11 protein-coding genes are annotated in these 20983 nt (G+C 35.2%); 3 read left to right on the forward strand and 8 right to left on the reverse strand.

All coding sequences use genetic code 11. From position 1 onward, the window contains the following. Window positions 1-5: 5 nt before the first annotated feature. The gene (aqpZ, locus tag QSV08_RS18350) at window positions 6-698 is read right to left on the reverse strand and encodes an aquaporin Z (RefSeq protein ID WP_324025151.1); all 693 of its coding nucleotides are present in this window, start codon (window positions 696-698) and stop codon (window positions 6-8) included. 195 nt (window positions 699-893) lie between these two features. Then, the gene (locus QSV08_RS18355) at window positions 894-1793 is read right to left on the reverse strand and encodes a serine/threonine protein phosphatase (protein WP_324025152.1); all 900 of its coding nucleotides are present in this window, start codon (window positions 1791-1793) and stop codon (window positions 894-896) included. A gap of 110 nt (window positions 1794-1903) precedes the next feature. Here QSV08_RS18355 and QSV08_RS18360 point away from each other — a divergent pair, with 110 nt between their 5' ends. Then, window positions 1904-4276: a GAF domain-containing protein gene (locus QSV08_RS18360; protein ID WP_324025153.1), complete on the forward strand. Its 2373-nt coding sequence runs from the start codon at window positions 1904-1906 to the stop codon at window positions 4274-4276. Here the strand turns inward: QSV08_RS18360 and QSV08_RS18365 are convergent. After that, entirely contained in the window at window positions 4265-5482 is a 1218-nt protein-coding gene (locus QSV08_RS18365) for a Pycsar system effector family protein (RefSeq protein WP_324025154.1), read from the reverse strand. The genes QSV08_RS18360 and QSV08_RS18365 overlap by 12 nt on opposite strands. A 57-nt stretch (window positions 5483-5539) precedes the next feature. Here QSV08_RS18365 and QSV08_RS18370 point away from each other — a divergent pair, with 57 nt between their 5' ends. After that, the gene (locus tag QSV08_RS18370) at window positions 5540-9262 is read left to right on the forward strand and encodes a metallophosphoesterase (protein ID WP_324025155.1); all 3723 of its coding nucleotides are present in this window, start codon (window positions 5540-5542) and stop codon (window positions 9260-9262) included. Window positions 9263-9271: 9 nt separating this feature from the next. Here the strand turns inward: QSV08_RS18370 and QSV08_RS18375 are convergent, their stop codons facing one another. Genes QSV08_RS18375 through QSV08_RS18395 form a run of 5 tightly spaced genes read right to left on the reverse strand, consistent with a single transcriptional unit; the run spans window position 9272 to window position 18977 of the window. Then, entirely contained in the window at window positions 9272-10129 is an 858-nt protein-coding gene (locus tag QSV08_RS18375) for a hypothetical protein (protein WP_324025156.1), read from the reverse strand. A gap of 1 nt (window position 10130) precedes the next feature. Then, window positions 10131-11021, reverse strand: a complete 891-nt coding sequence (locus QSV08_RS18380; RefSeq protein WP_324025157.1) for an AraC family transcriptional regulator — start codon at window positions 11019-11021, stop codon at window positions 10131-10133. Between the two features lie 22 nt (window positions 11022-11043). Then, a complete protein-coding gene (locus QSV08_RS18385) occupies window positions 11044-12375 on the reverse strand; it encodes a vanadium-dependent haloperoxidase (RefSeq protein ID WP_324025158.1) in 1332 nt (443 codons plus the stop codon). Window positions 12376-12379: 4 nt separating this feature from the next. Further along, entirely contained in the window at window positions 12380-15631 is a 3252-nt protein-coding gene (locus QSV08_RS18390; RefSeq protein WP_324025159.1) for a VCBS repeat-containing protein, read from the reverse strand. Then, window positions 15621-18977: a VCBS repeat-containing protein gene (locus QSV08_RS18395; protein WP_324025160.1), complete on the reverse strand. Its 3357-nt coding sequence runs from the start codon at window positions 18975-18977 to the stop codon at window positions 15621-15623. Before QSV08_RS18395 ends, QSV08_RS18390 begins: the two co-directional genes overlap by 11 nt. A 276-nt stretch (window positions 18978-19253) precedes the next feature. On the opposite strand from QSV08_RS18395, the gene QSV08_RS18400 reads away from it, so the two are divergent. Next, window positions 19254-20840: a solute:sodium symporter family transporter gene (locus QSV08_RS18400; RefSeq protein ID WP_324025161.1), complete on the forward strand. Its 1587-nt coding sequence runs from the start codon at window positions 19254-19256 to the stop codon at window positions 20838-20840. Window positions 20841-20983 lie beyond the last annotated feature (143 nt).

A 20983-nucleotide genomic window follows, 5' to 3' on the forward strand; every position in this document is an offset into this window, starting at 1 on the left:
AGTTATTATTTATCAGTTACTTCTGGTGAAATAGCTTTGTAAACTATTCCTGCTAAGACAGCTCCAACGATAGGTGCTAGCCAAAATAACCAAAGTTGATCTATAGCCCAACCACCAGCGAATATAGCCTGACTTGTACTACGTGCAGGGTTTACCGATGTATTGGTAACAGGTATGCTTATTAAATGTATTAGTGTAAGACAAAGACCGATTGCCAAACCGGCAAAGCCTCTTGGTGCTTTTGTATAGGTAGAACCTAAAATAACAAATAAGAACATGAACGTCATAGCTACTTCTATGATTAAAGCAGAAGTCATACTGTATCCGCCAGGTGAATGTTCTCCGAATCCGTTAGATGCAAATCCGCCTAAAACGAAATCTGATTTACCTGAAGCTATAAGAAAAAGTATGGCTGCACCGGCAATACCGCCCAATACCTGAGCAACTATATATGGCAAAACGTCTTTACCATCAAAGCGTCCACCTACCCAAACGCCAATTGTTACAGCTGGGTTTAAATGACAGCCAGAAATATGACCAATGGCGTATGCCATTGTAACTACGGTTAAACCAAACGCCAAAGCGACACCGGCAAAGCCAATGCCTAATTCTGGATAACCTGCGGCAAGTACGGCACTACCGCAACCACCTAATACCAGCCATAGTGTGCCGATAAATTCTGCAATAAATTTTTTCATTTTAATAAGGTTTAATTGATTGTACTTATTAAGAAACCATTTTTTTAATAAAGTCACAATTAATTCAATAATTTATTAATGAATTTAAAATAAAATTGACTTATAACGAAAGTATTCTTATTAAAATGAATTTATTGGTGCGTATTTAATAATTGTCAGGAAAGTACTATTTGACATAGTGAAGCGTTTTTTAGCTTATTTGTTTTCGATATAATCTTTTAGTTTCTGCGGACCTTCCAATAAAATGCGAACTACTCGCAATGTGCCGTCATCAGTAGTATTTATTTGCCACTTTATTAAAGAAATACATCCTTTTTCAATTTCAATACCGGTAATACTTCTTGGGTGAACACAGCTACCATCATTAAAAAGAGGAATATCACCAGGTTCAGGAAAGCGTGGTCTATGGGTATGACCTACAACGGTAACCTTTAAGTCGTTTTTTAGAATCCACTTTTTTGTGCGACGCTCTACTTTTATAAGTTCTGTGTAGTTTTTGGCGGGTGAAGTTGGGTCGGCAATACCCCAAACTTGTAAAGGTTTCCAAAGAACACGTACCAAAAAACGTCCCCAACGCCAAAAAGTGTAGTTCCACCAATCTGCTTGATGCCCATGGGTAAGAAAAACTTCTTGTTGGGTTTCTTTATGTTTTAGAATAAGAGCTTCATGATATTTTATGCCTTCAAAAAGCGATTTGTCTTTGTCGTCTATCGGCTCAAAATAACTAGAAAGGTGTTTTTTAACATAGGCTTCGTCTTTGTAGACCATATCATGATTGCCCCATATCATATGCAGTTTATGCTCTAAATGAAATTGCTTTAAGAGCTTAAATACATTTTTATGAGCTTCAAAAATAGACTCGAAATGAATGTTTTCCCAAAGTTCATCGCCATCACCAAGTTCACAATAATCAAACCCTTCAGCATAGTAGAATTTTAACGCGTGATAATAGATGTTTCTATTGTTGGCAAATTCATCGGCAAAACTGTTGTCGCCCCTATGGCAATCACTAAAAAGTATGAATTTAGAAGAGTCGTCAAACGGAATAACTTTAGCATTATTGTAAGCTCTAGTAAGTCTACTATCCGATGACATGGTCTATTTTTCGTTAAATATCCGAAAATCCAGTCAACCATAGGGCTTAGAGCCTTAAAAAACTTGGTATATTTTGTAACTTTACACCCAATTAGTAGACTAACTGAACCATGGGAAAGCACGAGAGAAAGATAATGCCGGTTAAGCACCTCATAAGTTTTGAAAAACTTCTAGAGAAGTATGATGAACATTTGAAGGGTGATGATCCTTTTTTGGCGGCTACTGCTGAACGAATTTTGTCTATTGAAAAAGGTTTTCCTGAACTGCGAAATGGTTTTTCAGATTTCACTTTATTAGAGACAAATAAAGATCTCATTAATCGTATTCTACAAGATACATTTACAGAAGCTTTAAGTGGCAACGAGATAAAGGTAGCAACGTTACCTTATCAAGATATGATTATAAAGTCATCTAAGCGTTTTCAAAAAATTATTGAAGAAGCAGGTGATGATTATGTGCCAGAATTAAGAAATGTTGGCGATGATATGGATTATATCATGAGCTGCGTAGTGGTGTTGAATTATTACTATGGTTATCATTTAGATTTTAGTCGCCCTTATTTTTATGATATTCCAGATGCAAATGGTGTAATGCGCCATTATCGTATTTTATATAATGCCGATTTTATTGATATTATTCCTACAAAGAAAGCTAAAGAGATTACTCAAGAAGATGTAGATGAATTATTGGCTAGCCCAAATGATATTAAACTTTGGATGGAGAAAATTCCGCCAGAGAGTTTTGTATCCAAAGGTTTTGTAATAGCTAATTTGTTCGATGTTACTATGGAGCAGGCAATTTCGAATATTAAGTCGAAATTGATTTCTAAGAATACGATACAGCCTACAAATTTCATGCACGATTTGCAGGAAACTTTTAAGTCGTTTTTTAGATTACCGAATATTAAAGTAGGTTTTGCATCTTTTGATGCTAAGAATAATGAGTTTGAAGAAGTCGCAGGTATGGGCTTTGAAAGTTTTTTATTGGGTGGTGAGCACCATATGAACTGCAAGACTGCTTTATGCGAAGATTCTTATGATAAATTAATTGACCACAATTCATACTTTACGATAACAGATATGGACCGTAAAGTGGAGCAGTCTGGTAATATGAATCCGTACAGGGGGTTGAAAGAACAAGGAATACAAAGTGCCATTTTTGCTCCAATAGCTTATGAGAATAATCTTTTAGGAGTTTTAGAGATTGTTTCTGAAAAGAAAGGAGTGCTTAATGGTGTAAATGCGCAAAAGTTAGATGATGTATTGCCATTTATTGTATCTGCAGTGGTACGAACCAAAAATGAGGAAAATAATAGAATAGACGCTATCATACAGAATGAGTGTACATCTGTACATTCTTCGGTTTATTGGAGGTTTCAAGAAGAAGCTAAAAAATTTATGTTAGACGAAACTGAAGGTAGGGCTCCTTCATTTAAAGAAATCGTTTTTAAAGATGTCTATCCTTTATTTGGTCAAATAGATATTAAAGATTCTTCGCAAGCTAGAAATTTAGCTATTCAGCGAGATTTAATGATACAGCTTTCAGAAATAGATAATGTGCTGAATATTGCGGTAAAAACATGGGATTTACCAATCTATGAGGAATTAATTTTTAGGGTTAATAATCATCTAGAGAGTATAAAGGAAATGCTTTATACGAACAGTGAGCAGGCTATTTTTGATTTTGTACATGACGAAATATCACCTGTTTTTGCGCATCTAAAAAAGTCTGATAAAGATATAGAGAAGCATATTTTAAAATATGAATCTAAAATAGATATGGGCACGGGGTCTTACTATGACCATAGAAAGAACTATGATGAAAGTGTAACATTAATCAATAAAAAGCTTTCATCGGTTATTGATAAAAGACAAGAAAGCGCTCAGGCAATGTTTCCTCATTATTATGAGCGTTACAAAACAGATGGTGTAGAGCATAATCTATACATTGGTGCGTCAATATCAGAAAGCAGGGAATATAATCCGTTATATCTTAATAATTTAAGGTTATGGCAATTGCAGGTAATGGTAGAAATGGAAAATGCACATTATGCATTAAAACCAAAATTACCGGTACCGTTAGATGCCGCATCGTTGATATTGGTGTATAATACGTCATTATCTATTCGCTTTAGAATGGATGAAAAGCAGTTTGATGTTGATGGTACTTACAATGCACGGTACGAGGTAATTAAAAAGAGAATTGATAAGTCCTTCATAAAAGGTACCGATCAAAGGTTAACTCAAAAAGGAGTGCTTTCTATTGTGTATTCTCAAAAGAAAGATGAATTAGAATATTTAAGATATATCAAATTCTTAAAGTCTAAAGGTTGCTTTACCAATAAGATAGAAATTGTAGAGCTAGAAGGTTTACAAGGTGTATCTGGCTTAAAAGCTATACGTGCAGAGATTCTATATAAAAGAGAACAAGAACCAGAAAAGACATATACGTACCAAGATTTAATGGATGCTTTAAAAGAATAGTACTTGGCTTAGTAACTCTATTTTACGATCCGGACCAAAGAATTTAAATGAAACAGCAAATGCTATTACAGATAGTATCATGCCGATCATGAATATGGTATAAGTCCATCGTAAAAGTGAATATTTTCTATTAAGAACTATCCCAAGAAAATAAAGATCTTTAGTTAAAGAAGTGTAGATATAATCTTTGTCCTTTAGCATTTCTTGTATAGCCCATTCATACTCGCTTAATGCCATTTTATGAAAGTTACCGAAGAACAATAAGTTTACATTTTTGTTAGCGACATCTTCTTTGGTGAACTCACCACTTGTAACGTTTGGTCTGGTTGCTAGTACTGCCAAAACCATAGAGACCACACTAAAGAATACGAATATTACAGTAGGGTAAATAAGGTAGTCGTTAGAAGGGTTATCTAATTTCGGAATAAGGTTAGATAGTGCTAAAGATATAATTATAGCATTTACAGATAATAAAATGTTAGCCTTGGTATCTGCAATGTCACTAAGGGTAATATGGTTTTTTAGCGTTACACGATATAGTGTCTGAATACCTCTATCAGGGCTTTCGCTTTTAAATTGTGCTTTAAGTTTCTCTTTCTTGGCAAGTTTCTTTTCAGATTTCTTGTCTTTTATCAGCTTTCTTAAATTCTTATCTTTTTTCTCGATCCAATGTTCTTTAGCATAATCTGTATAGTAATGGTGATCGGTTCTGAATAATTGAATATTGAGTTCTAGCCATTCTTTTTGGCTATAATTCTTAACTCCGAAAAGCTTTAGTTCTTCACGCAGTAGATCAGATGTTTCTAGGTAGCTGCTCTGTGCAAAATGAGAACAGTCGGCATCGCGTATAATTTCTTCCATTAAATTATTCGGCTTTGCATCCCATTTTGTAGCGCGTATACACGATTTAACTTTTTCTATTCCGTCTTTACTATAGCCCTGTTCGGTTAAAAATTTCTCTGCAATTTCGCAACTACTTTCCTCGTGTTCGTTGATGCCTTTTGTAAATCCGGTGTCGTGAAACCAAGCTACGATTTCTAATAGCTCCTCATCCTGATTGGATAGAGAACATGAATCAAGTAATTGTTTAGTACTTTTAACGACTCTTTGTGTATGTCTTAGATTATGGTATAGAAACTTCTTATCCAAATGATTGGTAAGTAAGTCGATTACAAACTGTTGTGTGTTATCTAAGATTTTTGACATAGAAGAAATTGGTTTGAAATATCCAAATTACAAAATTTTAAAGAGGGCAACGTTACTATGAAAAAATTATATGCATATCTGTCGGTTTTTATATTCATTACTAGCTGTGCTACGTACAATACTAAATACGTAGACGAAAAATTTGCTGTAGATGTAAACGAGTCTAAAGAGATATCTCATACTTTTTATTTGATTGGTGATGCGGGTTTATCACCTATGGGCGGAATGAATCCTGCTTTAAAAATTTTCAAGAATAGACTAGATAAAGCAGGTAAGAAAAGTACTGCTATATTTTTGGGAGATAATATTTACCCAGCTGGGCTACCAGACCCTAAAGATTCTACTGAAGCATATAGAATTGCAAAAAATCATTTAGATGCGCAGTTGAATACATTGAATGACTTTAAAGGGAGACCACTTTTTATACCCGGTAATCATGATTGGTATACAGAAGGTTTAGTTGGTCTAGAGCGAGAAGAAAATTACATTAAAAAAGCATTAAAGGAAAAAGAAAAGAACCCATTTTTGCCAGAAAATGGATGCCCGATTGATGTTGTGGAAATAGGTGATGATGTCGCCATAATTACCATAGATACAGAATGGTATTTAACCAATTGGGACAAACGCCCAGATATTAATGACAAGTGTGATATAAAGAGTAGAGCAAAGTTTTTCTTAGAGCTTGAAGATGCGATAAAAGGCTATCGCGACCGCACAACGGTTATTGCAATGCATCACCCTAGTAATAGTTATGGAGAGCACGGTGGGCAATATTCGATAAGAAAGCATTTTTATCCTAAGAAAATGGCAGTGCCTTTACCTATTTTGGGTTCATTTATAAATGTACTTAGAAGCACTTCGGGTGCATCTATAGAAGACGTAAATAACAAACGTTATAGAGAATTAATGAATAGGGTAACTACCTTGGCGCAGTATTCTGATCGTGTAATATTTGCATCTGGTCATGAGCATACGTTGCAATATTTAGTTGAAAATAATACTCCGCAGATTGTAAGTGGTTCTGGGTCGAAAGAAGGTTTTACACGATTATTGAACGGTTCTCAGTTTAATACTGGTAAAATGGGATATGCGACTTTAGAAGTGTATACCGATGGCTCGTCTAGGGTGCGTTTTTATGGTGTAGACGATGAAGAGAGCGAAGAGTTTTTATTTACGAATGAAGTGTTGCCGCCAACTCAAAAAGAATATATAGGGGAGTTTTCTGCTCAATTTCCAGATAGTATAAGCGCATCTGTGTATACAAAAGATGAAATTGATAAAAGCGGATTTTATAAAGGAATTTGGGGTGATCGTTACCGCGAGTATTATGGTACAGAGGTGAAAGTTCCGACTGTAAATTTAGATTCTCTGATGGGAGGCTTAGAGCCTGTTAAAAAAGGAGGAGGTCATCAATCTAAATCATTGCGTTTACGTGCAAAAGATGGTAGAGAGTATGTGATGCGAGCCTTAAGAAAAAGTGCAGAATTATATTTGCAGTCTATGGCTTTTCAAGATCAATATGTACTCGATGATTTAAAGGAAACTTATACGCAAGAGTTATTGCAAGATTTTTATACAGGATCACACCCTTATGGTCCGTTTACAACAGCTGGTTTGTCTGATGCGGTTGGTGTCTATCATACCAATCCAGTACTTTATTATGTACCTAAGCAACCTGCATTAAAGGAGTATAATGAAACTTTTGGTGATGAACTTTATATGATTGAAGAGCATACAGGCGATGGTCATGGAGATTTAGCAAGCTTTGGATATTCAAATAATCTAACTAGTACCGATGGTATGCTTGAAGACCTTCGAGATGATGAAAAATACGAAGTCGATAAAGATCTTTATTTGAGAGCACGACTTTTTGATATGGTTCTCGGCGATTGGGATCGACACGTAGATCAATGGCGTTGGGCAGAATTTAAAGATGAGAAAAAAGGTAAAACCGTGTATAGACCAATACCTAGAGATCGTGATCAGGTATTCTCCAAAATGGGCGATGGTGCTTTAATGAAAATAGCTACTCGTATTATACCAGGTTTAAGACTAATGGAGGGTTTTAACGAAGATATTAGAAGTGTAAAAGGCTTTAATTCATCGCCGTTGACCTATGTTTTAGACTTAACATTGTTAGGTGAAACCGAAAAAAGTCAGTGGATGGTGCAGGCAAAATACTTACAAGAAAACTTAACCCCTAGTGATATTGACGAGGCATTTAAATCTTTTCCTGTAGAAGTACGTGATGAAACAGTAGATGAAATTAAAGAAATTCTTCTGGCACGTTTAGGTCACATTCAAGAAACGGCTAATGAGTACTATCAGATATTAAATAAATATGCTGTAGTTGCAGGTACAGATAAAGATGATTGGTTTGAGATCAATAGACTGAACGATGAAGAAACCGAAGTAAAAGTATTTAGAAATATTGGCGATAAGAAAAAGCGTTTGTTTTACTATAAAGTATTTACAAAAGAAGACACAAAAGAACTATGGGTATTTGGTTTAGATGATGATGATATTTTCGAGGTTAAAAATCCGTCTAATTACGCTGGTATCAAGGTCAGAATTATTGGTGGTCATAATAATGATATTTATAGGGTAGAAGATGGTAGAGATGTCGCTTTGTATGATTTTAAAAGTAAGAAAAATACGTTTGAAGAAACTGGTGGTGCAAAAGTAAAACTGTCAGATGATTATGAGTTGAATACGTATCAGCCATTAAAGTTGAGAAATAGTTTCAACCAGATTATCCCTACGATAGGGTTTAATCCAGATGATGGTATGCGAATAGGTTTTGTAAATACCTATACATATAACGGTTTTAGACAGAATCCTTTTACCCAGCAACACACTTTTGCTGCATCTTATTATTTTGCGACAAGCGGATTTGATTTTAAGTATCAAGGTGAATTTGCACATGTATTCGAAAATTGGAATGCTGAGTTGAAAGCACGATTTACGAGTCCGAATTTTGCCATTAATTTCTTCGGATTTGGAAATAATACCGAAAATTTTGATGACGATTTAGAACTAGATTATAATAGGGTAAAACTACGACAGATAGATTTTTCACCTTCATTGGTTTGGAGAGGTCAATTAGGGGCTAAGGTGAAATTAGGCGTGTCTTATGAAAATATTAGTGTTGAAGAAACCAACGATAGATTCATAAATACCTTCTATCAAGAAAACGGAGAAGAGACGAATAGTGATTTTGTTGGTGCTCATGCTACCTATACTTATGAAAATAGGGATAATGAAGCATTCCCAACCTTAGGGATGGAATCATCATTAGAAGCTGGATATAAAGAGAACCTTTCAAAAGAAGGAGGAAGCTTTGGTTACATTATTCCTAGCTTAGGTTTTGACTACAAATTGATTCCGAATGGTCGTTTAGTATTAGCAACCAAATGGAAGGCTCATTTTAATATTGGTGATGATTACGAATTTTATCAAGCTGCAAGTATTGGTGGTTTAGATGGACTTCGCGGATTTAGAAATCAACGTTTCACGGGTAAAACTTCGTATTATCAGAATACAGATATTAGATTTAGCTTAAAGAAGAAACGTACCAGATTGTTGCCAACCGCAATGGGTCTTTTCGGAGGATTCGATTATGGTAGAGTATGGATACCTGAAATGAGTTCTGGTCGCTGGCACACTTCGTATGGCGGAGGGTTCTTTTTAAATGCCTCTGATATCATTTCTATAAACACTGCCATATTCGCTAGTGAAGACGGACCAAGATTTACGTTCGGACTAGGGTTCGGTTTTTAGATAAACCAGCTACTTTAAAGAATAGGTGTAAAGGTTACCACCTTCACCGTGTGCTTGTTCATCAGAAATTAGTAGGGTGTCGTCATTAAGAAAACAAACAGATTCTAATTGAGAGCGGGCACCTAAATCAATTTCTTGCATGTTTCCTTTAGAGAAATCATCCCAAGTGAAATCTGTGAAAACGAAAAGCTTTCCGTAACTAAGTGCTATAATTTTATCACCTTTTGGCGATATGTCAATAGAGGTTATTTGGCAAATTTTCCTATCTGTACATGGTGTAAACGAACCCACTAAAGTAGCTTCGTAATTACCTTTAGTATCAGGTACCGAATAAATATGAGCTTCACCAGTAAACGATTTTGACCTGTTTTTAGTTACAATGTATAATTTTTTACCATGGTGAAATATAGCTTCTGAATCATAGAAAAGATGATCTTTCTTTGGTGGAAAGTCTTTTTGGTCAGGGTAACGTAGCTCAATTTTTTCAGCGTCAATTTTGTCGCCAGGTTCAATAGTTGGGTTTGGTAATTTAAGAATGACTAGGTTTTTACGATCATTAGCGTTATTGCCGGTATCAGCTATGTATAGATTTCCAGCGGTATCTGTGGTTAGGTCTTCCCAGTCATGATTTTTGCCGTTTTTAACCTCTAAACTTTTAAGAATTTCACCTTTAAAGTTTATCTGGTAAATTTCGTCTTTATTACCGGCGTCTTCAACGACCCATACCGTTGAATCATTATATGTTGCTAAACCAGAATTTTCATCTAAACTACCGGGTAGGTCTGCAATTACCTTAAGCTGCCCGTAATTATTACACGAAATAAGTGTAATTGATAATACAAGAGTCGTTACAATTAATTTGTTCATATTATTCTGCTATTGGCATGAATACTTCCGCTTTCCAACGTAATGCATCTCCTGCCATATTTGGGTTATTGAAAAAGAATTCAATGGGCTTATGATCAACCTTAATATTCTTCTCTTTTGCATAATCTAGTAAAGTATACCAAGCTCTGTCAGAGGTCATGTAATTACCGTTATAAATAGCTTTTAGAGATTTCATACCTATGAATTCTTTATAAACAAGATTTTTGATGAATGGTAGAGAGTCAGTTTTAATGATAGGGTAACAAAAGTTAAAGCTAATGCTATCGTTTTGCATGTTCCAATCTGTAGTTTCTATAAAAGGTACGCCATTTACTTGAATTCCGTTACTTGCAATAACAGAATTTATAAATGGGTAACTTTCCATCATTTCAAAAGCTTTGTTACTTTGAAGGCTTTTGTGTTCAACACAAGCGCAGTAGGTAGAGGGCAATTCATCTTCGCCCATAAAAATAACTTTGAATTCTTTTCTATGCACATTTAAACTTTCGATAAAATCGGTAACTGTTTTTCTTGATTGTTTTTCAAAATTGGTATCAGAAAATGGAACAGCTATTTTATTGTTTAAACTAAAGTTGGCATCCTTTACATCTACAACTATTTGAGAAGTAGAATCGTTTATAGGGCTGATGTTCCACTTATAAATATGAGTAGAATCGCCTGAAACTATCATTTGTTCTAGCGTGTTAATATCGCTCAATTGACGAATAGAGGCTTCTGGTAGTGTTTTATTCCATGCTTTTAAAGCTTGGTTTATAGTGCCCGTATTTGCTTTACCAACTACCCTTATTTGGTAGTCTTGTGGTTTTATGAAAAAATACCAGAGTAAAGCAATAGAAATGATAGCTATTGTAATGGTAATAACTTTTTTCATATGTACTAATTATTGGCTAAACTTAATTATTTTTCATCTTAATTTTAGAATTCAATAATGCGCCAATTTTTCTGCCTTGGCCCACACCAACTTCGATAGCTGCTCTGTAATGAATTCCACCATACATTCTACTCATAGCAGCCTCATCTGCGGCTTCATTGAAAGAATTGAATTTTCTAATAGGTAAGCCATATGGCGTTTCGGTATCATCTTCAAAACTAAAATTTTCACCAAAAATACTGGTCAATGCCGTTGCTGCTGCACCCGAGACAACACTATGGCCGCTAGTGTATTCTGGGAATGGAGGCGTTTGTAGAATAGGCTTCCAGTTTTCATCTATGTGTTGGTTAATTAGCGTTTCTGGTCTAATTAAATTACTACGATATTTTTCATCCCAGCAGCTAATAAATCCGTCAGCAATCGCCATTGAAGTTTTTGTATAAGCAAATACTGTATCGTCGAAATCGCTATTGATTTTTTTACTGGCAATTTTTGTAATACCGATCCAATGTGCACCTGGAGTAATTTTCTTGGTAGCGAACATTAAGTGTCCTCTTGTAACCGATACATACGGATTGCAATCCCAAAATTTAGCAATAGCTACTTCGTCAGATTCATCACCATTTTCGGTTATTTCATTACTGATATTATAAACTTCAATAAGTTCTTTATAAAAATCGGAGTCTTTTTCTAATGAAAACGGAGGGGGTGGAATCGGTTTAAACTGAGAGGCTGAGTCTATAATAAAAGGACGAATTTTGTCCCAATGTGGCTCAATAGCATCCATGTAAGCAGGTGGTGTTGGTTGCCATCTGGTAGGGTCGTCTGTATTTACCGTAAATTTTGGCATGGTACGGGTTTGACTATAATTGTCTTTGCTCATCCATTCTTTGATATGGTCTGCAACTTTTAATCCGTATGCTTTAGAAGCTTCGAATTCAGGTTCGTTCATTGACTTCCATTGCGTAAATAAACTATCCTGTAATACATCAAATTTATCTTCAGAGAATATCAATTGTCTGCTAATATTCATGTGCGCAATTAAGGCCGATAATTGAGGATTAATACCCGAAACTGTATCTATGGCAGGTATTGGTTTTAAATCTTTTAGTTGACCAGCCAATGATTGATAGTTAGGGTTTACTTGGGCAACGATTTCGTATGCGGCAATATTAGGGTATGCAAAAATTCTACTTGCAACCGGTGGCGAGAAAATATCATGGATCATGATATCTATTATCTTATCAATAGAGTTGTGCAATTGATCAGGAGATACTACTATGGGTTCTTGCTTCTTTTCGGTGCAGTTCGCTAATAAAACCCCTGCGATTAAGATGATTAAATACCTTTTCATTGTACTATGGTTTGAGAATGCTATACACTTCTGCTGCTTCATTATTAAAAGTAAGCAAAAGGTATGTGTTGTTGTTTGAGTTTATAATGTTCATGCTTCGAATCGATTTTCCTGTTAAATCGAGTCCTATTTCATTCGCTAAGGTAACATTGTTGCCAGTACTAATCAATGCTCCTGGAAAAGAATCAAAACGACCATGATATGGTTTTACACCAAAATAATTTCCGGCAGCTAGTACTTCGGTTTTGTTATCGCCATTAAAGTCATATTCTAAAAATGACATAATGGGTGCCAATTGTAATTGATAACTAAAAGGTACAAAAGTGAACTTACCATCGTTGTTTTGTAGGTAACCAGAACTTAGGGTATGTACTTCGTGAATTTCTGCATTAGGTAACATATCCTCACCAAGAATTTCTTCCATCGATTTTCCTGCAAAAGAACTGTAGGTATTGAATTTTTTACGAAGAGAAACCAATTGACTCGACAATTCTTTTAATCCATCTATGGGGTAGTCTTTGCCTTCTTTATAGGTGCTGACAATAGTTTCTGTTGCTCCGTTTTTATCAAGATCACCGTAATACATTTTCATCGGATGCTTTTGTGATGCAGTAAACTTAGTATTCATTCCCCAATTACCTAAAAGGTAGTCTTGGTCTCCATCACCGTCAATGTCAAAACTAGTAACAGCCTGCCACAAGCCGTTCATGTCTTTATTATCTAATGGCTGTATTTCTTCAAATTCACCTTGATTGTTTTGAAAAAATCTAGGCGACATCCATTCTCCGACAAATAATAAATCTTCCCAACCATCATTATTAAAATCGGTAACAATAGCGTCTGTTATCATTCCTAATTTTTCAAAAGGATTATTGATTACTTTGAAATTTCCATTCTCATTTTCTAAAACATAGCTGTTAGGTTTGTTTCCATAATCGGCACTGATAGATTGATTGCAAATTATAATGTCTAAATCATCATCGTGGTCATAATCTAGCTTTAAAAGAACAGATGCATTTTCGAACATCTCAGGAAATTCTTTTTGAGCAAAAGTACTATCGCCAGCCACGTAATACGAGTCAGTTAATGGCTTCATTTCATTAAAGAAATCTGCCCCGCCAGTACCAACAATGATATCGTTTTTACCATCTGAATTGAAATCACCTATTAATGAAGCGATATCTTCTTTAATACTGTCTTTTTTAATTTCAGGATAATTTTTTAACTGAAAGGTGGAATCCCCTTGAATGTAAATCTGAGACGGAATAAATTTAGCTCCTCCGAAGAAAATATCGTCTTTTTCATCTGCATTTAAATCACCAACACTCACGGCAGGACCTCTATCTGACATTTGATAGGGAATCAGCTTTTGGCGCAAATAATCGCTGTAGGCATCTTCAATGTGTGTGTAGTTTATGCCTAGATTATTTGATGTTTTTTGAAATAGGTTCTGCTGTTTAGGGCGTAAAGAAGAATAGTCGAAAAGTTGTACTTTATCAGGACTAAGATAAAGTGTTTGGTTTACGTCGATATTTTTGACTAATTGATAGCTTTTATCTGGCCATATGATTTTCAACGAATCAATTGTATTAAGTTCTCCGTACCCAAAGTGTATAATCGGTTCAGAAGAAGCCTGAAATCCGCGTACGGTATACATTTCTTTAAATTGTTGAACTCCGTTGGCATATGAAAATACTTTGGTGCCAATGCCGAATTTGTTTTTATCAGAAAAGTTCAGTTTAATTTTTAGCCAGTTGCGTTTGCTGTTTGTTGTGTTCTCTTGAATATTTGCAACACTAAATAGATTGTTGGTTACCAAATCTAAATCGCCATCATTATCTAAATCGCTATAGGCAGTAGCCCCGGAAATAATAGTGTCTTGAGCGATCCAAGATTTAGATTCATCTATAAATTGAAGGTCTGCTGCACCTTTAAAAATCATGTTGCCAATAAAACCAGAAGGCATCATTTTAAGTGCTTTTTGATCCACGAGGTTGGTAGTGTTTATTTTTGACCGAATATTTTCATTCGAAATATAGTTGATGTAGTCAAGATCGTTCGGTCTTTTCGGTATACCATTACTTATATATAAATCTTGCTCACCATCTTGATCGTAATCACCGAATAGCGCACTCCAACTCCAATCTGTTGCGGCTACTCCGCTCTGCAATGCCGTTTCTAAAAACTTACCGTTTGGTTGGTTCACAGAAAGCATATTTCTAGTATACTGATTGTGATAGCCAAAAGTCTCGGTCTTCATTTTTTGAATTTGAATATCATCATCACCTTCCGATGATTTTAAGACGATTTCATCTTTACCCAACATGTCTAAAGAAATTAAATCTGGTAGACCGTCATGGTTAATATCAGCAACATCGCTACCCATCGAAAATCTAGTGGTATGCCCAAATGCTTCTTTAAGGCTTTCTTTAAATGTACCGTCACCATTATTTAAATAGTAATAATCATCTTCATGAAAGTCGTTGCCGATGTACAAATCAGGATAACCGTCTTGATTAAAATCAGAAACAGCAATTCCTAAGCCATATCCATTTATACCTCCATAAATACCAGCTTCTTCGCTGACATCTACAAATTTACCATTGTCGTTGCGTAGTAGTTTATCGCCTGTTTCATATACCCTTTTGTAACGAATTTGTGCATTGCCATAAGAGTCTTGCGTGTGTATGGCGTGATTAAGAAGATATATATCTAAATCGCCATCTAAATCGTAATCTAAAAAAGCAGCTGAAGAACTGTACGATTCAAAATCCAGTCCATACTCGGCAGCACTTTCTTTAAAAGTGGCATCACCTTGGTTTATAAAAAGCTCGTTATAACCATTGAATCCGTTAAGGCCCACAACAGCACATACATAAATATCTAGGAGTCCGTCACCATTAACATCGCCAATTATGGCACCTGTATTCCAAGAGCTATTGCCTTGGACACCTGCTGTTTCGGTAATATCTTCAAATTGTAAATTACCTTTGTTTAGGTATAATTTATTCTTTACTTGATTACCTGAAAAATAAATATCAGGTAGGCTGTCATTGTTGATGTCGCCAATTGCGACACCACCACCATTATAAAAATAGAGGTAATCTAAAATACTAAGGTCTTTAGATTCTGTAAGTGTGTTTTCAAAAGTTATACCTGTTTCTTCTGTAGAATGTTTTACAAACAACTCGCCAGAATTTTCAGTACAACCAATGGCTAATATCAATAAACATAGGTATAGTATGTTATTTTTCATGTAGTCGATACATTTTTGGAGTGTCGTTATTGATTGCTGTAATAATGAATTGATTCCCTTTCTTGTCTTTAACTATTTTTAATTGTTTTACCTCATTGCGGATAAAGAAACCACTATCGGAATAATTTTGCCATTCAAAGTTTAATTTACCATCGCCAAGAAGAACATTTCCGTAATTAGCATCTAGTCTTGAATATTGAGGTTTAAACTCGAAGTTGTTCCCTGCCATAACTAAGTCTAAGTTTCCGTCTTTGTTGACATCAAGACATTGAATGCCACAAATACATGAAAATTGAACTTGAGGGGGTAGTATTTTAATAGTAAAGTTACCATTACCATCGTTTATGGCAATTATAGACTCAGAGATGTTTGACTGCTTTAATATAGTATTGTCTATAATGTTCTTTGGAAATAGCTCTTGAATGGTTTTTGAAGCATATTCAGAAGCTTTAATATTTTTCTTCTTCAATGCAAGAATTTGGGTTGTTAATTCCTTCTTTTGATGAAGAGGATAATCGCCGCCATCGTAGTTTTGAGTAGTAATCTGTTCTATAGTGCCATCATTATCAAAATCATTCACCCACATTTTCATGGGTTGACCAGGTTTTGGTTTGTAATGGAGGTTACTACCCATATTACCTAAAATTAGATCTTGATCGCCATCGTTGTCTAGGTCATACCCTTCAACTGCTCCCCACCAACCACTAAGACTGTCTAAAGAACTTTTTGAGTCGCTAAGTCTTCTGCCAGAGTTTTTGTAGATTTTTGGGCTACCCCAATCAGATACGGTTACTAAGTCATCTTTGCCATCGCCATCAATGTCAATCCATTTAGCATCGGTAACCATGCCGGCATCTTTTAGGTCATAAGCAGAACGCTCTGTAATATCGGTAAAAGTTCCGTCTCCGTTATTTAAAAGAAATAGGTGGTCAGGATTTATTCCATAAGTGCCTACAACGCTTCTTGAACCAACGAAAACATCAATATCACCATCTGCGTCAAAATCTGACGGAGCTATTACGGCAACATTTTTATTAATATTCGGTAATTTGTATGTGCTTAATGAGAAATTGCCTTTACCGTCATTTAGATAAAGTCGAATTCCGTAATAACCTTGCATGCCTAATTCGTTGCCACCGGTACCGACCATAAGATCTAAATCGCCATCATTATCTGAATCAAAAAAGGAGGCAGTGGTATCTTCTAGTAAGGCTTCCGCTTCAAAATATTTTACAATAGGTTTAGAAAGCGATCCATTACCATTGTGTAGATATAAAGCACCAGTTTGATTCTTTGCTCCGCCAATAAAAATATCATCGTTTCCATCTCCATTTACGTCACCAACTGCTAAACCAGGTCCTTCTTCTGCTAATGATTTAGAAATTAATCCCTCGTTATCAAAATCCATATAGCTATTCTCTTTATGGGTCAAAAAGGTATTACTGTCTATAGCTTCTAAAAGAGTAGGGGTTTCTGTTTTTTTGATTTTAAATATATCTTCTGCCTCTTCTTGTTTAAATGTAATGGTTTGGTTCACCTTTACGTTTTTTAATTTAGTGGTTGCGTCATTAGGCCATATAATACGAATAGAGTCTAAAACTTTTGTAGCTCCCAAACCAATAGTCATCGGGTAGTCTACTGAAGACTGAAAACCTCTTGAAGGCATCAGTGTTTGGTCGATAATGTTATCTGGGTAGTATAGGCGTACAACGGTACCAATTCCAAATTTATTACCATCGGCGCCTTCGAATTTTAACTTGATATAGTTGTTTGTAGATTGCGTTTCGGAATTGTTACGGTAAACAAAAGTCTCCATATTCACGTTATTGACCACAAGATCTAAATCTCCATCATTATCTAGGTCACCATATGCAGAACCATTAGAGCGACTAGGTATTTCAAAACCCCACTGTTTGTTGTAATTACTAAAGGTAATGTCGCCATTGTTTCGATATGCATAATTCGGTAGGGGAGTAACAGGCATTTTATTAATGATAGAATCAATAGACTCTTTTCTGCCAGTCAAAGCCATTTTTTGAATGATTTCATTCGCAAAGAAATCAACGAAATCTAAATCGGTAAGATCATGATTGATGCCGTTGGTAATATAAATATCTTTTAAACCATCATTGTCCATGTCGAATAAAAGTCCAGACCAGCTCCAATCGGTAGCTTCAACGCCACTGTAGTAGGCAATTTCAGAAAATGAACCATTTCCGTTGTTCAGTTGTAAAGTATTTTGAATGTACTGTTGATGAAAATCTTTACTCTGCTTTAGTTTGAAAATATTATAACCTTCAAATTCCATAACAGATTTTACACGCTGATCTGGTTCAGGTAGCATGTCGGTGATGAAGATATCTGTAAGTCCGTCATTATTAATATCGGCCATATCCACACCCATAGCCGATAAACTTAAGTGATTCGTCCATTTTTGAACCTCTTCTCTAAAAGTACCGTCTTGGTTGTTAATGTACAGGTAGTCTCTTTCATAAAAATCATTAGAAACATAAATGTCTGGATACAGGTCATTGTTAATGTCTACCACCATAACGCCAAGCCCAAAACCTATAAGGCTACCATAAATGCCAGCTTTTTCACTAACATCGACAAATTTTCCATTGTCATTTCTTAAAAGCATATCACCTACGCCTCTAAATATTTTTGGTACACCTTCCCAATCTTGAGCTCTTACTTCACGCTGTTCTGCATAACCAAGGCTACTTACAGGAATGTTGCTGTTATTTAGAATGTAGGCATCTAAATCGCCGTCTTTATCGTAATCGAAGAAAGATGCATGAGTAGAAAAACCTGTTTCTGCTAAATTATATTCATGGGCCTTTTCAGAAAAAGTGCCATCGCCATTATTAATGTAAAGATCGTTATCATGATTGTCACCTTCCATATTACCGGCATTACTAACGTAAATATCTAGAAATCCGTCATTATTAATGTCTGCCATAACAACCCCAGTAGACCAAGGCTTATTTCCTGATATTCCGGCAGTTTCCGAAATATCTTCAAATTTCATATCGCCTTTATTAAGAAAAAGTTTGTTTGGCTCCATGTTTCCGGTCAGAAAAACATCCGATAATCCGTCATTATTAATATCTCCAATGGCAACGCCACCACCGTTATAAAAGTTGCGGTATTTAAATATGTTGAATTCTTTTGAGTTGGCAACTTTATTTACAAATGAAATACCTGTTTCTTCCGGTTGTAATAAGGTGAATAATGTTGGTTCTTTTTTTTCTTCTGATGTATTTGCATCTTCTTTAGATCCGCAAGAATATAAGAGAGAGAAAAATAAACCAATACAGCTTAGTTTAAGCAAATTAGAGTTCATTCTTGAGTATGTTTGAAATAGCACTTTGAGTTATTTTGTAAGCTATTAAAGTTGAGTTAGTAACCTGTATAATAGTTCGTTCAAAATTAATTTGCAATATAGCCAAATACCTACTATTTGTTAAGCTTATTTAGTAAAAGTCAGCGTTAAAATTTAAAGAAAACGTTATAGGATCGGTCGATTAATATGAATAATGAGATTTTGCGCCAAGTTTTTAGAAGTAATGGAAATAATCCAATATATTTAACCTTGACTTAACAACAAACAACTCAACCAATGATAGGAATTTTATCTTTTTTAGGCTTTACCATTTTGGTGGCCGTAATTGCATATTTCGCAACAAGATCAACAAACGAACAAACTTCTGACGGTTACTTTCTAGGAGGACGTAGTTTAACAGCGGGAGTAATAGCGGGATCATTGTTATTAACCAACTTATCTACAGAGCAAATTGTTGGTCTAAACGGTAATGCTTACAGTGATGGAATTTTAGTAATGGCTTGGGAAACCTTGGCAGCTATTGCAATGGTAATATGCGCTATATATTTGTTACCTAGGTATTTAAAAGGAGGTATTAGTACTATACCAACTTATTTAGAAAGAAGGTTTGATAAGACAACGAAAGCAATGACATCGGGCTTGTTTTTAAGTGGATACGCCATTGTGTTATTACCTATTGTCTTGTATTCTGGTTCTTTAGCTATAAGTGGAATGTTTGATTTGCCTGCCAAGTTGGGAATATCTGAATGGGCATCAATTTGGGTATGTGTTTGGAGTATAGGTATAATAGGTAGTATTTATGCCATATTTGGAGGCTTAAAAGCTGTTGCGGTTTCTGATAGTATTAATGCAATTGGCTTGCTGATCGGTGGGTTGTTGATACCAATATTTGGACTTTATGCAATTAGTGATGATAATAGTCTTTTAGGAGGGCTTTCAAAGCTTACCGCTCAACATCCTGAAAAGTTTAATGCCATAGGTTCAGAATCTTCGAGTATACCTTTTGCTACGATATTTACAGGTATGGTTTTGGTACAATTATTTTATTGGGGAACCAATCAACAAATAATACAAAGAGCTCTGGCGGCAAAAAACTTGAAAGAAGGTCAGAAAGGAGTAATGCTTGCCGCTTGCTTTAAAATATTAGGTCCGTTAATTGTTGTTTTACCTGGTATCATTGCTTTTCATATGTTCGATGGTCAATTGGAAAAAGCAGATCAGGCCTATCCTAAATTAGTGGCCGCAGTTTTACCGGCTACTTTGGTTGGTTTTTTTGCAGCTGTACTGTTCGGAGCGATACTTAGTTCTTTTAATAGTGCTTTAAACAGTTGTGTTACGTTATTTGGTTTAGATATTTATAAAGAGTACATCGATAAAGATGCTTCTGAAACTAAAGTTGTTAAAATTGGAAAACGTTTTGGTGTTTTACTTGCATTGTTTTCAATGATTTTAGCTCCTTTTCTGTATTATGCTTCTGATGGACTTTTTGGTTATTTGCAACAAGTAAATGGAGCGTATAGTATTCCAATTTTATCAGCAATCGTTATTGGTTTCTTAACTAAAAGAGTGCCGGCAATAGCTGCCAAAGCAGGAATTGTATTTGCAGTTGTAGTTTACGTAATATACATATTTATGCAAAGAGGTCTTGGGGTAGAATGGTTACCGCACATGTTGCATGTACAAGCAATAACTTTTGTGCTTACAATAATTTTAATGTTGGTAATAGGTTATTTAAAGCCTAGAGAAAGTGATTATGTACAGGAGTATACAAATGAGGTCGATATTACAAATTGGAAGTACGTAAAGCCAGTAGGTTTAATTATTACACTTATTGTAATAAGCACTTATATTATTTTTAGATAAGATATCATAATCCATTATAGATTGTAGCTCTTATTTTTAGAAGTTTATTCTAAATTATTTGAGATTTAATGGTGTTGTAATAGTATTGAAAACGCAACATTCCTTTGTGCAAAAGCGATAAAGGAATGTTGCGTTTTTTTCAT

Origin of the sequence: Maribacter sp. BPC-D8, from assembly GCF_035207705.1 — a bacterium.
GTDB lineage: Bacteria > Bacteroidota > Bacteroidia > Flavobacteriales > Flavobacteriaceae > Maribacter.

Excerpts from the sequence above, each read along its gene's own strand:
- QSV08_RS18370 (WP_324025155.1), top strand. The coding sequence starts at position 5,540 with ATGAAAAAATTATATGCATATCTGTCGGTTTTTATATTCATTACTAGC.
- aqpZ (WP_324025151.1), bottom strand. The coding sequence starts at position 698 with ATGAAAAAATTTATTGCAGAATTTATCGGCACACTATGGCTGGTATTA.
- QSV08_RS18395 (WP_324025160.1), bottom strand. The coding sequence starts at position 18,977 with ATGAACTCTAATTTGCTTAAACTAAGCTGTATTGGTTTATTTTTCTCT.
- QSV08_RS18390 (WP_324025159.1), bottom strand. The coding sequence starts at position 15,631 with ATGAAAAATAACATACTATACCTATGTTTATTGATATTAGCCATTGGT.
- QSV08_RS18380 (WP_324025157.1), bottom strand. The coding sequence starts at position 11,021 with ATGAAAAAAGTTATTACCATTACAATAGCTATCATTTCTATTGCTTTA.
- QSV08_RS18375 (WP_324025156.1), bottom strand. The coding sequence starts at position 10,129 with ATGAACAAATTAATTGTAACGACTCTTGTATTATCAATTACACTTATT.
- QSV08_RS18355 (WP_324025152.1), bottom strand. The coding sequence starts at position 1,793 with ATGTCATCGGATAGTAGACTTACTAGAGCTTACAATAATGCTAAAGTT.
- QSV08_RS18385 (WP_324025158.1), bottom strand. The coding sequence starts at position 12,375 with ATGAAAAGGTATTTAATCATCTTAATCGCAGGGGTTTTATTAGCGAAC.
- QSV08_RS18400 (WP_324025161.1), top strand. The coding sequence starts at position 19,254 with ATGATAGGAATTTTATCTTTTTTAGGCTTTACCATTTTGGTGGCCGTA.
- QSV08_RS18360 (WP_324025153.1), top strand. The coding sequence starts at position 1,904 with ATGGGAAAGCACGAGAGAAAGATAATGCCGGTTAAGCACCTCATAAGT.
- QSV08_RS18365 (WP_324025154.1), bottom strand. The coding sequence starts at position 5,482 with ATGTCAAAAATCTTAGATAACACACAACAGTTTGTAATCGACTTACTT.